Here is a 14459-nt window from a genome sequence, read left to right on the forward strand (position 1 = left end):
TTCCGGAGCTTTGAATGGCAGGTAATATTGTCGGCATTCTCTTCGACGGACTGGCCTATGGCAGCTTGCTGTTTCTGGTCGGCGTCGGGCTTTCCATCACCATGGGACTGATGAATTTCATCAATCTGGCCCATGGGTCGTTCGCCATGATCGGCGGTTACGCAAGCGTCTATCTGGCCAACAGGGCGGGTATTCCCTTTCTCGCCACCCTGCCGCTCGCCTTTGTGGCTGCGGGGCTCTGCGGTATCATCGCCGAGCGGCTTCTGTTTCAACGGCTCTACAAGGCGCCGCATCTCGACCAGATGCTGTTTACCGTCGGTTTCGTGTTCTCCTCGATTGCAGCCGCGCATTATTTCTTCGGCGCGTCGCAGCAGTTCGTTGCAATGCCGGACATGCTGCAGGGGCAGGTCCGGTTCATGGGCGTGGATTTCGGTAAGTACCGGCTGCTTCTGATCGCCTTTGTTGCCGCCGTCACGCTGGCGCTCCACCTGATGCTGTCGAAGACCCGCTTCGGCGCGGAAATCCGCGCCGCCGTCGACAATCAGGATGCGGCGGCGGGCCTCGGCATCAATGTCAATCTGGTGTTCGCGCTGTGCTTCGCGCTGGGTACCGGCCTTGCCGGTCTCGGCGGCGCGCTGGGCGTGGAAGTGCTTGGGCTCGATCCGACCTTCCCGCTGAAATACATGGTCTATTTCCTGCTGGTCGTGGTTGTCGGCGGCGCAGGCTCGATCAAGGGGCCGTTGACCGCCGCATTGCTGCTTGGTGTTTTCGATGTCGCGGGCAAGTATTTCGTGCCGGAAATCGGCGCCTTCATCATCTATGTCATGATGATCGTGCTGCTGATCGCGTTTCCCTCCGGTCTTGGGGGTAAGCGCGCATGACAATCCGTTTTCAGGCCGTCCAAAAGCTGGCATCGCCGCGTCCGCGCCTTGCCGAAATTGTCTTCTGGCTGCTGCCGGCCGCCCTCTATTTCCTGCTGCCTTTCGACCGGGCGCTCGTTCTGTCACTGATGACCTATGCCATCGCGGTCCTGGGCCTCGATCTGGTGCTCGGCTATGCCGGCATCGTGTCGCTCGGCCATGCCGCCTTTTTCGGCATCGGGGCCTATACGGCTGGGCTCCTGTCCGTTCATGGCTGGCGCGAGCCCTTGAGCGGGCTTCTGATCGCTGGTGCCCTGACGCTCGCGATCGGTTATCTGACGAGCTTTCTCGTCGTGCGCGGCAAGGATCTGACCCGGTTGATGGTGACGCTCGGCATTTGTCTCGTCGCCTATGAAATCGCCAATCGCATGAGCGGGGTGACCGGCGGCGTGGACGGGCTTTCCGGCATCGAGATGGCGCCGCTTCTCGGTGTCTTCGAGTTCGATTTCTTCGGCAACACCGCCTATTGGTATGCCTATGCGGTTCTCGTGATCGTTTTCGTCGCGCTGAAGTTTTTCGCTTCCTCGCCGCTCGGCCTGTCGCTGCGCGCCATCCGCGAGGGCGTTAACCGGATGCCCGCCCTTGGCGCGTCGGTCAACAACCGGTTGCAGGTCGCCTTCACCCTTTCGGCAGGCATTGCCGGCATTGCCGGCGGCCTCATGGCGCAGACGACGCAATTCGTCGGCGTCGATTCCCTTTCGGTGACCCGTTCGGCCGAATTTCTGGTGATGCTTGTCCTTGGCGGCACGGGCAGGCTTTACGGCGCGGTGATCGGCACGGCCGTGTTCGTGGTCGCCCATGATTTCCTCAATGATGTCGATCCCGTCTACTGGGAGTTCTGGATGGGCGTTCTGCTGATGGCGGTGGTCTTTTTCCTGCGCGGCGGGCTGACCGGCGGCGCCAGCGATCTGGCGCGCTTCATCGCATTGAAAGGCCTTCCGATCTCGCGCAAGAGGGAGCCGGCGGAATGAAACACGATACCAGTTTCCTTTCGAAAAGCGCGGGCTTTGCGCTGGCAACCGAAGGCCTGTCGAAAAGCTGGGGCGGTTTTCAGGCCAACAGCGATATCAGCTTCGCTCTGCCCACCGGCGCGCGTCATGCGCTGATCGGGCCGAATGGCGCGGGAAAGACTACCTTCATCAACATGCTGACCGGCGTGTTGGAGCCAACCGCCGGCAAGGTGTTCATCGGCGGCGAGGATGTGACGCATACCTCGCAGGAGGAGCGCGTGCGCAAGGGCATGGCCCGCACGTTTCAGATCAACACGCTGTTTCCCAAGCTCACGGTTCTCGAAAGCGTGCTGCTGGCTATCCTTGAGCGCAAGGGGCTTGCGCGGCATTGGTTCCGCCCGCTGCAAAGCCATACGGTTGAAATCGAGGAGGCGCTCGATCTGATCCAGGATCTCGGGCTTGAAAACCAGGCCGGCAGCACGGTTGAGACGCTGGCCTATGGCAAGCAGCGCCTGGTCGAGATTGCGCTGGCGCTGGCGTCGCGTCCGCATATTCTTCTGCTCGATGAGCCGGCGGCCGGCATTCCGGCGGGCGAAAGCACCGAGGTTTTCAACGTCATTGCCAGACTGCCCGCCGATGTCAGCATTCTGTTCATCGAGCACGACATGGAACTGGTACGCCGCTTTGCCGAGCGCATCACTGTTCTGGTGTCGGGCAGGGTGCTGACCGAAGGAACCCCGGACGAGATCATGAGCGACCGGCGCGTGCGCGAAGTCTATCTCGGGGAGGGCGGCCATGACTGAACTTCTGACCCTTGAGGGCGTTTGCGCCGGCTATGGCGAGGCCAGCGTGCTCGACAATGTCTCGTTTTCCATGGCAGGCGGCGACAGTATCGCGCTTTTAGGACGTAACGGCGTCGGCAAGTCGACGCTGATGCGCACGCTGATGGGGCTGACGCGCCATCAGGCGGGTGTGATCCGTTTCAACGGCGACGATATCACCGCGCTTGCCACGCATAAACGCGCCCATGCCGGTCTCGGCTGGGTGCCGCAGGAGCGGGCGATGTTTCCCTCGCTCACCGTCGAGGAACACCTGACGACGGTGGCGCGACCGGGGCCGTGGGATCTCGGCGCGGTCTATGAGGTGTTTCCGCGCCTCAAGGAACGCCGCGCCAATATGGGCAACCAGCTTTCCGGCGGCGAACAGCAGATGCTGGCGATCGCCCGCGCGCTGATGACCAATCCGCGCCTGCTGCTGCTGGATGAGCCGATGGAAGGCCTTGCGCCGATCATCATTCAAGAACTGGCCGATGTCGTGCGGGGGTTGATCCGCGAGCGGGGGCTCTCGGTGATCGTCGTCGAACAGCATGCGCGTCTGGCGCTGTCGATGACGGCGCGCGCCATCGTGCTCGATCGCGGGCGGATCGTCCATCAGTCGACAAGCGCGGAACTCCTCGATGATGACGAAAAGCTGAGCCGCCTCGTGGCGGTCGCCGCCTGAGCGACGGGTGAAGGATTGACGGAAAAGGACAGGTCATGACGGAAAAGATCAAATGCGCGATTATCGGGTCCGGGAATATCGGCTCGGATCTGATGATCAAGGTGATGCGAACCTCCGATGTGATTGAAATGGGCGCCATGGTCGGCATCGATCCGCAGTCCGACGGTCTGGCACGGGCAAAGCGGCTTGGTGTGGCGACCACCCATGAAGGCATTGAAGGTCTTCTGAAAATGCCGGAATACAGGGATATTCAGGTCGTTTTCGACGCGACCTCGGCGCGCGCCCACGTTTCCAACAACGCGATCCTGCAAAAGGATGGCAAGAAGGTCATCGACCTGACGCCGGCCGCGATCGGCCCGTTCACCATTCCGGCGATCAATGGCGATGCCAATATCGACGAGCCCAACGTCAATATGGTCACCTGCGGCGGTCAGGCGACGATCCCGATGGTTCATGCCGTGTCGCGGGTTTCGGCCCGCACCGTCTATGGCGAGATCGTTGCCTCGATCGCCTCGAAATCCGCCGGTCCGGGCACCCGTGCGAATATCGACGAGTTCACCGAAACCACGTCGAAAGCGATCGAGCTTCTGGGCGGGGCCGAACGCGGCAAGGCAATCATCATTCTCAATCCCGCCGAACCGCCGCTGATCATGCGCGATACCGTTTTCGTGCTGTCGCAGGGGGCGTCGCGGGACGATATCGAGCGTTCGGTTGCCGAGATGGCCGAGACGGTCCGTGGTTATGTGCCCGGATACCGGCTGAAGCAGCGCGTCCAGTTCGAGGAAATCGGCGACACCCAGCCGGTGCGGATACCGGGTATCGGCCTCGCCACGGGTTTGAAGACAACGATCTTTCTGGAGGTGGAAGGGGCGGCCCACTATCTGCCCGCCTATGCCGGAAACCTCGACATCATGACGTCCGCGGCGCTCAGAACCGCCAATCACTGGGCCGCGAAAAACATCAGGGAAAGGGCTGCGTGATGAGCCGAGCCAACAAGGACAAACTCTATATTCAGGATGTGACGCTGCGTGACGGCATGCATGCGATGCGCCATCAATACAGCCTCGATGATGTCCGCGACATCGCCCGCGCGCTGGACCGGGCCGGGGTTGATGCGATCGAGATCACCCATGGCGATGGTCTCGCGGGCTCGACCTTCAATTACGGCTTTGGCCGTCATGATGATGTCGATTGGATCGCGGCGGTTGCCGAGGTATGCGAGAATGCCGCCGTCACCGTCCTGCTGCTGCCCGGCATCGGAACCGTGCATGAGCTCGAACAGGCCCATCAGGCGGGCGCGCGCTCGGTGCGGATCGCGACCCATTGCACCGAGGCGGATGTCTCGCGCCAGCATATCGAGGCGGCGCGCGCGCTCGGCATGGATACGGTGGGTTTTCTGATGATGGCGCATATGGCGGAGCCTGCAAAGCTTGCTGAGCAGGCAAGGCTGATGGAAAGCTATGGCGCGGAATGTGTCTACGTGACCGATTCCGCCGGTGCGCTGCTGCCGGACCAGTATCGCGACCGCGTTACGGCGCTGCGTGACGCGCTGAAGCCTGAAACCGAGGTCGGCGTCCACACCCATCACAATCTGGCGCTGGGCATCGCCAACGCCGTTGCCGGCATCGAGGCGGGCGCCGTTCGCGTCGATGCCTCGCTTGCGGGTATGGGCGCGGGAGCGGGCAATGCACCGCTTGAAGTGCTGATTGCCGTCCTCAACCGGATGGAGATCGACACGGGCTGCGACCTGTTCGCGCTGATGGATGCCGCCGACGATCTGGTGCGCCCGTTGCAGGAACGGCCGGTGCGCGTCGACCGCGAAAGCCTGTCACTCGGCTATGCCGGTGTCTATTCCAGCTTCCTGCGGCACGCCGAAAACGCCTCAAAGACCTACGGCGTCGATGCACGCGACATCCTGATCGAACTCGGAGAGCGCCGGATGATTGGCGGCCAGGAAGACATGATCGTCGATGTCGCGCTCGACATGCTTGAAACGCGCCGGATACGCTCGGCCTGACGACCATTGCAAGAAATACGCCCGCTTTATCCTCCTTCGTCCATCTCGACGGAAGGCATGAATGCGTTTGTCTTCAAGCGATTAAGGCTGGTGCCGAGATGTTCACGGTTGCGGGTATTTCGCGCAACCGGTTCGCGCTCCGCGCGGGGAGGGAGCGCATAAACCTCACGCGCATATATGCTTGGGACAATCGAGAGCCCGGCGGCTTCAGGTCTTTTCCGTTTCCCGGAATCCGTGCGCTTGGACATAACGCCTCGATATAAACGACCCGAAACCTCAAAGCCGAAAAATTGGGCGATCAATTTTCGGAGCTGGGACGCCTGACCCTGCTGTTCGCCTCTGTTTTCGTTTATTTTCGACAGTCGAATTGACAATACTGAGGCCTGCACGCAATATTGGTCAGCCAATTTTCATTTTTGGGTGGCCAATATGAAGCAACGCAGGTACCAGGAAGTCGCAGAAGACATTGAGGCGATCGTGCGGGACATGGGCCTGCGCGCTGGAAGCAGAATTCCCACAGAGCGAAAACTGGCCGACCAGCTTTCCGTAACCCGCGCCGTTGTGCGCGAGGCGCTCATCAAGCTGGAGATCGAGCGAAAGGTGGAGGTGCGCCAGGGTGCCGGGGTGTTCCTGCTCGAGCCGGCCCACTATCAATCAACTGCGGAGGAGGGGCTCGATGTCGGGCCTTTCGAACTGCTCCAGGCCCGTCAGGTGATTGAAAGCGAGGTTGCTCGGTTCGCGGCAACGCGGGTAAGCAAGAAAGATATTCAAGGTCTGCGCGAGGCCATCGAAATGGATCGCCGCAGCATGGATGAGGGCGGGCTGGATTATCCCGGCGACGAACTGTTTCATCACCGGATTGCCGAGGCCACGCAGAACAGCGCGCTGATCGATGCCGTCTACCGCTTGTGGGAGAAGCGCAAGATCAGCCCGATGTGGCACACGCTGCACAAGCGGGTGCGCGACAGCGATCATCGCCTGCAATGGATCCAGGATCACGAAGCCATCGTGGCGGCCATGGTTCGCCGAAATCCAGATGAGGCCCACGCCGCCATGTCGCGGCATCTGGCCAATGTCTACAATCGGCTGCTCGGCCTTTCTGACCACGACGATCCGCTTTTCGACGGCTACATGTTTCCGCCCTCGGAGGACGGGACGACACCGGTCGCCGCCAGGCAGGACGACGACTGACGTCCCCAAAGCCTGAAAACCAGTTTATTCCCCACGGATCGAGCATTTATCCATGATCAATACGAGATATGAAAGCCGGCTGGCGATGTTGCGTGACGCCATGGCCCGCTCGGAGCTGGACCTCGTCGCTCTCGGCCCCTCAAGCCATATGCGCTGGTTGACCGGAGTGGACCCGCACGGCGACGAGCGCCCGGTGCTTGTGCTGGTCAGCGCCGAGGGCGCGGCGTTCCTGATGCCGGAAATGAATGCAGAGGCCGCGCGAAAAGGCACCGACCTGCCTTTCTTCGTCTGGTCGGATGGCGATGGCCCGTCCGATGCCCTCGATGCCGCCCTTTCAAGCCTCGTCAAACGCCGTTCGGATGTTTCCATCGCGGTTGACGAGACCATGCGCACTGATTTTTCCTATTTGCTTACGGGCCTGTTCGACAATCCCCGCATCACCTTCACCGAAAGCACGGTCGGCGCGCTTCGCCAGCGTAAGGATCCGGAAGAACGCGCCGCGCTCAGCAAGAGCGCGAAGATCAACGACGCCGCCATTATGGCCGGGTTTGATGCGCTGCGGGAAGGCGTAACCGAAGCGGAGATCGTTGACACGATCTACGATGAAATGAAGAAGCAGGGTGCGCGTCCCGGCTTCTGTCAGGTTGCGTTCGGCGCCAATGCCGCCATGCCGCATCACCACAGCGGCAACACCCCGCTTGAGGTCAACACGCCCGTGCTGATCGATGCCGGCTGCTGGTGGGAAAACTATCCTTCCGACATGACACGAACCGGCGTTTTCGGCCAGCCCTCGGCGGAGTTTCTCGCGGCCTTCGATGCGGTCGAGGCCGCTGTCCAGGCGGCCATCACAACCTTCCGCCCCGGGATCACTGGGCGCGAAATGGACCATGCCGCGCGCGTTTCGCTAACCGAAGCGGGCCATGGCAACGCCTTTCTCCATCGTCTTGGACACGGGCTTGGGCTCGACATTCATGAACCGCCCTATCTGGCCTCGTCGTCATCGGACACGCTGCAGGAAGGCAGCGTGTTCTCAATCGAACCGGGGGTCTACTACCCGGGTCGGTTCGGTATTCGCCTCGAGGACATCGTGCATGTCCACAACGGCGAACTCGAAATTCTTTCCTCGCTGAGCCGCTCGCTGATCAGGCGGGGCTAGGCGCAAAAAAAGACAAGCAGATTAGAAGCTTGCCCATGACTGGAAGACAAAACTCACAGAGACTGGAAGGTTATAAAGGGACCAAAATGATCAAAAAGAAAACACTCGCCGTGCTGTTCGCCGCGGCTATGGCCACGGCTGCCGCGCCCGCGTTCGCCAAGGAGTTGACGTGGTCGTATTCCGCTGATGTGACGACGCTCGACCCTCACGCACTCGACCAGACATTCAACCTGGGTTTCCTGGGGAATATTTACGAGGGTCTCGTGCAACGTGGCCCGGATATGCAGCTCGAACCTGCGCTCGCGACCTCGTGGGAGCTTGTCGAGCCCACCCGCTGGCGTTTCAAACTGCGCGATGACGTCTATTTCCACGAAGGTCAGCATTTCACCGCCGACGACGTCGTGTTCTCACTGGAGCGTTCGCTGGCCGAAGGCTCGCGCATCAAGAGCTCCAAAATGGCAGTGGTCGTCGGCGCCGAAAAGGTCGATGATTATACCGTCGACGTTTTGATGAGCCGGCCTGATCCGATCCTGATCAACAACTGGAGCAACTGGCTGATCATTTCCCACGAATGGGCCGAGGAACATGGCATCAAGGCCGAAGCCACCGCCGAGGAAATGGCAAAAGCCTATTCCAATACGCATGCCAATGGCACTGGTCCTTTCCGCATCGTCGAGCGTCAGCCCGACAACCGCACTGTGGCGGAACCATTCGACAAATGGTGGGGCAAGGCCGATCACAATCTGACACGCGTGACCTTCCGCCCGATCGAATCGGACGCAACGCGCACGGCCGCATTGCTTTCGGGCGAGCTCGATCTTGCCATTCCGGTGCCGGTGCAGGACCAAAAGCGCATCGAACAGGCGCCCGGCGTTGAACTGCTGACCGGCCCGGAGCTGCGCGTCGTGTTTCTCGGCATGGACGTCAGCCCCGAGCCGCTGCCGGGCAGCAAGCTCGACACCAATCCGCTCTCCAACCGCGACGTCCGCGAAGCGGTCTACCGTGCCATCAATGAGGACGCGATCGCGCGGGTCGTGATGCGCGGTCAGGCGACGCCGACAGCCTCCATGATCCCGCAGGAATTCCACGGTTTCATGAAGGATCTCGAGCGCTATCCCTATGATCCGGAAGCAGCCGAGGCGCTGCTCGACGAGGCGGGCTATGCCGATGGCTTTTCCACAACGATGGAATGCCCGAACAACCGTTATGTCAACGATGAGGCGATCTGCACCGCCATTGTCGGCATGCTTGAGAAGGTCGGCATCGAGGTGGATCTCGCTTCCATGCCGATCGGTCCGCTTCTGACCAGCCTGTCGGATACCGGCAAGCGTCGCGGAATGTGGTTTCTCGGGCTGTCGCCGGGCAATATCGACGCCAACGGCCTGATGCAGGAACTTGTTCACACGCGAACGGGCGCGTGGGGCACCTGGAACGCGGGCAACCTGTCAGATCCGGAACTCGATGCAATGATCGAGGCCGCGATCACCGAGACCGATCCGGAAGCCCGCGACCAGCTACTCTATGATGCGCAGCGCCGCCTGAATGACAAGGTCTACTTCGTGCCGCTGCACCAGCAGAACCTGTCCTGGGGCGTGGCCGACGACGTGACGGTCGTCCAGCGTCCGGATGACGTGTTCGTCTGGAAGTGGGCGCACGTCGACTGATATCCCGGCCCGGAGCGGAGAGGCTTCGCTCCGGGCATTTTCCGCCGCAAAAAGGTAGTCCCCCAATGATGCAATATCTGCTCAAGCGCGTGCTTCAGGCGGTCTTCGTCGTTCTGTGCGTTGCCTTTATTGCTTTCCTGATGTTCAATTTCATTGGTGACCCCGTTGCCAATATGGCTGGTCCCGAAACCTCGCTCGCCGAGCGCGCGCAGATGCGCGCAAGCCTTGGCCTCGACCGGCCCTTGCCGGTTCGCTACATCGATTTTCTCGCCAAGTTTTTCCAGGGCGATTTCGGGGTGTCATACCGCCTGAACATGCCCGTTTCCACAATGCTGGCCGAGCGCCTGCCGGCGACCGTCGAGCTAGCGGCCTGCGGTATCCTACTCGCCATATTTGTCGGCATCCCGCTTGGCATCTACACCGCGATCCGCGGAAAGAGCTGGATCGCCCAGGGTCTGCTGATGGGCTCGCTCGTCGGCGTTTCGCTTCCCACCTTCCTCATCGGCATGTTCCTGATCCTGATTTTCTCGGTCGAACTCGGCTGGCTGCCCTCCTTCGGGCGCGGAGAGACCGTGGCGATCGGCTGGTGGCACACGGGCTTCCTGACCCGTAGCGGGCTGGCTTCCTTCATACTGCCCTCGATCACACTCGCTTTCTTCCAGGCAACACTCATTGTCCGCCTTGTGCGCGCCGAAATGCAGGAAGTGCTTGAGACTGATTATATTCGTTTTGCCCGCGCGCGGGGCTTGCGCCAGAAAACCATCTGGTTCCGCGAGGCGCTCAAGAATACGTTGATCCCGGTTATGACCATTATCGGTCTGCAGATGGGCGCTGTCGTCGCTTTCTCGATCATCACCGAGACCGTTTTCCAGTGGCCCGGTATCGGCCTGATGTTCATTCAGGCGGTCAACTACGCCGATGTGCCCGTTCTGGCGACCTATCTCGTGCTCGTCTCTATCTTCTTTGTCACGCTGAATCTCTGTGTCGACCTTCTCTATTACCGCGTCGATCCGAGGCTTCGCGCTCCCGGAGCCGCCAAATGACCGTACAAAACCAGGACATCGACCATCGTAGCGCCCTGTCACGTTTTCTCGACAGCGATCTCGTCCATGCCTTCGCACATTCTCCGCGCGCCGTGGTGTCGGCCCTTGTCTTCGCGATCATCCTGATCGCGGCAGTGGGCGCACCTCTTCTGGCGCCTCACAATCCCTTTCTGCCGCCTGATCTGATGAACGGGCTGATGCCGCCGGCCTGGACGCCCGGGGGGAGTTGGGAGTTTCCCCTCGGCACCGACGATCAGGGGCGCGACGTGCTTTCGCTGATCATGTACGGAACCCGGATGTCCCTCCTTGTCGGCTTCGCCGCCGTGATTCTCGCCATCGCGATCGGCCTGTTCCTGGGGCTGTTGGCCGGCTATGTCAGCGGCTGGATCGAATCTGTCGTCATGCGCTTCGCCGACATTCAGTTGAGCTTCCCCGCCATTCTGGTCGCTCTCTTGATCAGCGGCGTCGTCTCAGCCACTTTCGAACGCGATACGCAGAACCTTCTGGCCCTGCCTGTGCTGGTTTTCTCGATCGGGCTGTCCGACTGGGTGCAATACGCCCGCACCGCGCGCGGTTCGACTCTGGTCGAAAGGAACCGGGAATATGTGAAGGCGGCGCGCATCATGCATGTGGCCGCGCCCACCATTCTGTTCCGCCACATCCTTCCCAATATTCTCGGTCCGATCATCGTGATCGCGACGCTCGGCCTGGCCAGCGCGATTATCGCCGAGGCCACCCTGTCTTTCCTCGGCGTCGGCATGCCGCCCACCCAACCCTCACTCGGCACGCTGATCAGGACAGGCAATGATTACCTGTTCTCCGGCGAGTGGTGGATGACGGTGTTCCCGGCGTTGGCGCTGGTGCTACTGGCGTTGTCGGTCAATGTTTTCGGCGACTGGCTTCGCGAGGCCCTCAACCCAAGGATCGCCAAATGACCGTCAGCAATCTCCTCGAGATCGATCACCTGAACGCGGCCTTCGACACGCGCCGCGGGGAGTTGCAGGTTCTTTCGGATATTCATCTCGACATCGGCCAAGGCGAGATCGTCGCGCTCGTGGGTGAATCCGGCGCCGGGAAATCCTTGACCGGTTCGGCGATCAACGGATTATTGCCCGCCCGCTGCCGCGTTACCGGCGGAGAAATCCGCTTTGAAGGCAAGCGCATCGATACGCTTTCCGAGCGTGAGATGCAGCGTCTCAGAGGCGCCGAGATCGGTACGATCTTTCAGGATCCGCTGACCAGCCTCAATCCGCTCTACACCGTCGCGCAGCAACTCATACGGACCATTCGGACGCATGAGGCGATTTCCAGAGAGGCTGCGGAGGCGCGCGCCCTGACGCTGCTTGAGGAGGTCGGTATTCCCGCGCCGGCGGACCGTTTGCACCAGTACCCGCACGAGTTCTCCGGCGGCATGCGGCAGCGCGTGGTGATCGCGCTGGCGATCGCGCTGCGTCCCAAGCTGATCATCGCAGACGAGCCGACCACGGCGCTCGACGTGTCAATCCAGGCGCAGATCCTCGAACTGCTGCGCGGCCTCAGCCGGGATCACGGCACCTCCATTATTCTCGTAACGCACGATATGGGCGTGGTCGCGGAGACGGCGGATCGTGTCGCGGTTCTCTATGCGGGGCGTATTGTCGAGGTCGGAAAGGTTGAAGATGTGTTGATGGAGCCGCGCCATCCCTATACGCGCGGCCTTCTCGCTTCCATCCCCTCCATCGTAAAAAAGGAACCCAGGCTGCCGCAGATCGCCGGAAGCATGCCTTCGCTGACCGCAATCCCATCGGGCTGTGCCTACCGAACGCGCTGCAATCACGCCACCGAACGCTGTGCGCTCGAACGGCCTGCCTTGAGGCGACTGGACGGGCGCGACGTGGCCTGCCACTACGCCGAGGAGTTGATCTGATGGCCGACCCCACCAACGCGCCGAACGACGCTCTGGAAGCACACGCGCTCTCCAAGACCTATCATTTGCCGCCGCCGCCAGGCCGCTCAGGGTCACTGACCGTGAAGGCGGTTCGCGACGTCAGCCTGACGCTGAAACCCGGTCGAACAATGGCGCTGGTGGGCGAAAGCGGTTGCGGAAAATCGACCATCGCGAAAATGCTGTCCGGGCTGGAGCCTCCCACCGAGGGCGAGATCACGCTTGACGGCAAGGACCTGGCCAAACCTTCGGCGCGGCTTTCCGCCTGGCGCAAGGGCCGCCGCATCCAGATGATCTTCCAGGACCCCTATGCCAGCCTCAATCCGCGCTGGACGGTGGCCAAGATTCTCCAGGAGGCGCTTAAGGCATCGGGAACCGTGTCGCGGCGGGACATGCGTGAGGCCACGCTCGCGGCGCTTTCGGCGGTCGGCTTGCCCGGCAATGCCGCGGCCAAGTTCCCGCACGAGTTCTCCGGCGGGCAGCGGCAGCGCATCTCGATCGCCCGCGCGCTCGCGTGCGAGCCGCAGTTTCTCATATGCGACGAGCCGACTTCGGCTCTGGACGTGTCCGTCCAGGCGCAGATTCTCAACGTGCTCAAGGATGTGCAGGCTGAGCGTGGCCTTGCTTTCCTTCTTATCACGCATGACCTTTCGGTCGTGCATCACATGGCCGACCATGTTGGCGTGATGTATCTCGGGCAGTTGGTGGAAGACCGCGAAGCCGGCGACCTCTTCGCTGCTCCCGCCCATCCTTACACGCGAATGCTGCTCGACACGATTCCACGTGCCGACAGACCCGGACGCCGGCCCGCCGTGATGAGCGGCGAAGTGCCGAACCCGATTTCACCACCGACCGGGTGCCCGTTTAATCCCCGATGTTCGTTTGCGAACGACCGCTGTCGCGCCGAACGACCGGTTCCAACACCGGTCTCCGGCGGCCATGTCGCATGTCACGCCATCGAAGAAGGACGTCTTGCATGACCAAAGTTCCCGATCGTTTCACTTTCGCCGAACAGCGCCCGGAAAAATTCGCCTCGCAAGCACTGCATCAACGGCTGATCGCCGCGGCGCCGCGAAAGCTCGCCTTCACGGGCGAGGCAACCTATCAGGACTGGTCGCGACAGTTGCGCGCAAAGCTGATCGAACTCCTTCGCATGCCCGAGCGGCCGGTGGGCGCGCCGCGTGTCGAGATGCTGGGCGAGCGCAACGACATGGGCGATCACTTCACGCAGGACCTTGTATTCGAGAGCGAGCCCGGCGTCGAAGTCCCCTGCCGTCTGCTGTTGCCGAAAAACACGCGCGGTCCCTTGCCGGTCATGATCTGCCTGCAGGGGCATACCACCGGCATGCACATCTCGATTGGAGAAGTGGTGCACGATCGCGACGTTGAAGATCTCGGTGGCGATCGTGATTTTGCGCTTCAGGCAGTGCGGCGAGGCTATGCGGCCATTGCCATGGAGCAGCGCGCCTTCGGCTTGCGCTCCGACGGACGCGCCGATTGCTGCCGCAGGACCCTGGAACTGGAGGTCAACGACGACAATCACACCTGTAAGCACACGGCGATGACCGCGCTGCTGCTTGGTCGCACGATCCTCGGCGAGCGGGTGTTCGACATCATCCGCGCCTGCGATGCCATCGCGGAAATCGACGGGGTCGATGCCGATGCCATCAACGTGATGGGAAATTCCGGCGGCGGTACCGTCGCGTGGTATGCCGCCGCCGTCGAGTCGCGGATCAAGGGCGCGATTGTGGCCTCGTGCTTCTGCACGGTCGGAAAGAGCATCGGCGCAATCGATCACTGCACCGACAACTACCTGCCGGGCATGCTCGAATGGTTCGACTTCGCCGATATAGCCGGCGCCATCGAGACGGCGCGGATCGCGGTCGTGATGGGACGGCACGATCCGCTGTTCCCGCATCAGGGCGTCGACGAGGCTTTCGCGCAAGCGCGGTCAATCTTCGCGGCGCAGGGACGGCCTGACGATATTGTGTTTGCGCAGGGCGAAGAAGGTCACCGCTTTTACGAGGACATCGGCTGGTCGGCATTCGAGAGGGTGATGTCGCAACCCGCCGCCTAGAGCAATTCCAGGTGAAG

At 61.6% G+C, this 14459-nt stretch carries 14 protein-coding genes; all 14 read left to right on the plus strand.

The genetic code is table 11. The annotated features are described in order from the left end of the window. Positions 1–14: 14 nt before the first annotated feature. Complete coding sequence (locus K7H91_RS02045) at positions 15–881, plus strand: branched-chain amino acid ABC transporter permease (RefSeq protein WP_230718519.1); 867 nt, start codon at positions 15–17, stop codon at positions 879–881. Further along, positions 878–1891 carry a branched-chain amino acid ABC transporter permease gene (locus K7H91_RS02050; protein WP_230718520.1) on the plus strand — a complete coding sequence of 338 codons (1014 nt, stop codon included), beginning with the start codon at positions 878–880 and terminating at the stop codon, positions 1889–1891. Before K7H91_RS02045 ends, K7H91_RS02050 begins: the two co-directional genes overlap by 4 nt. Continuing rightward, positions 1888–2673 (plus strand): ABC transporter ATP-binding protein, encoded by a 786-nt coding sequence (locus tag K7H91_RS02055; protein ID WP_230718521.1) that lies wholly within the window; start codon positions 1888–1890, stop codon positions 2671–2673. The genes K7H91_RS02050 and K7H91_RS02055 overlap by 4 nt, the downstream gene beginning before the upstream one ends. Next, positions 2666–3370, plus strand: coding sequence for an ABC transporter ATP-binding protein (locus K7H91_RS02060; protein WP_230718522.1), 705 nt, complete (start codon positions 2666–2668; stop codon positions 3368–3370). Before K7H91_RS02055 ends, K7H91_RS02060 begins: the two co-directional genes overlap by 8 nt. A gap of 35 nt (positions 3371–3405) precedes the next feature. Further along, complete coding sequence (locus K7H91_RS02065) at positions 3406–4350, plus strand: acetaldehyde dehydrogenase (acetylating) (RefSeq protein WP_230718523.1); 945 nt, start codon at positions 3406–3408, stop codon at positions 4348–4350. After that, positions 4350–5387, plus strand: a complete 1038-nt coding sequence (gene dmpG / locus K7H91_RS02070; RefSeq protein ID WP_230718524.1) for a 4-hydroxy-2-oxovalerate aldolase — start codon at positions 4350–4352, stop codon at positions 5385–5387. The genes K7H91_RS02065 and dmpG overlap by 1 nt, the downstream gene beginning before the upstream one ends. A gap of 429 nt (positions 5388–5816) precedes the next feature. Further along, on the plus strand, positions 5817–6578 hold the full coding sequence (locus tag K7H91_RS02075; protein ID WP_230718765.1) for an FCD domain-containing protein: 762 nt from the start codon (positions 5817–5819) through the stop codon (positions 6576–6578). Positions 6579–6630: 52 nt separating this feature from the next. Further along, positions 6631–7734, plus strand: coding sequence for a M24 family metallopeptidase (locus tag K7H91_RS02080; RefSeq protein ID WP_230718525.1), 1104 nt, complete (start codon positions 6631–6633; stop codon positions 7732–7734). Between the two features lie 86 nt (positions 7735–7820). Then, positions 7821–9398 (plus strand): ABC transporter substrate-binding protein, encoded by a 1578-nt coding sequence (locus K7H91_RS02085; RefSeq protein WP_230718526.1) that lies wholly within the window; start codon positions 7821–7823, stop codon positions 9396–9398. Between the two features lie 65 nt (positions 9399–9463). Further along, complete coding sequence (locus tag K7H91_RS02090; RefSeq protein ID WP_230718527.1) at positions 9464–10441, plus strand: ABC transporter permease; 978 nt, start codon at positions 9464–9466, stop codon at positions 10439–10441. Next, positions 10438–11376 carry an ABC transporter permease gene (locus K7H91_RS02095; RefSeq protein ID WP_230718528.1) on the plus strand — a complete coding sequence of 313 codons (939 nt, stop codon included), beginning with the start codon at positions 10438–10440 and terminating at the stop codon, positions 11374–11376. Before K7H91_RS02090 ends, K7H91_RS02095 begins: the two co-directional genes overlap by 4 nt. Continuing rightward, a complete protein-coding gene (locus K7H91_RS02100) occupies positions 11373–12347 on the plus strand; it encodes an ABC transporter ATP-binding protein (protein ID WP_230718529.1) in 975 nt (324 codons plus the stop codon). Before K7H91_RS02095 ends, K7H91_RS02100 begins: the two co-directional genes overlap by 4 nt. Further along, on the plus strand, positions 12347–13345 hold the full coding sequence (locus K7H91_RS02105) for an ABC transporter ATP-binding protein (protein ID WP_230718530.1): 999 nt from the start codon (positions 12347–12349) through the stop codon (positions 13343–13345). Before K7H91_RS02100 ends, K7H91_RS02105 begins: the two co-directional genes overlap by 1 nt. After that, the gene (locus K7H91_RS02110; protein ID WP_230718531.1) at positions 13342–14442 is read left to right on the plus strand and encodes an alpha/beta hydrolase family protein; all 1101 of its coding nucleotides are present in this window, start codon (positions 13342–13344) and stop codon (positions 14440–14442) included. The genes K7H91_RS02105 and K7H91_RS02110 overlap by 4 nt, the downstream gene beginning before the upstream one ends. Positions 14443–14459 lie beyond the last annotated feature (17 nt).

The sequence above is a fragment of the Martelella mediterranea genome (assembly GCF_021021415.1).
Classification (GTDB): domain Bacteria; phylum Pseudomonadota; class Alphaproteobacteria; order Rhizobiales; family Rhizobiaceae; genus Martelella; species Martelella mediterranea_C.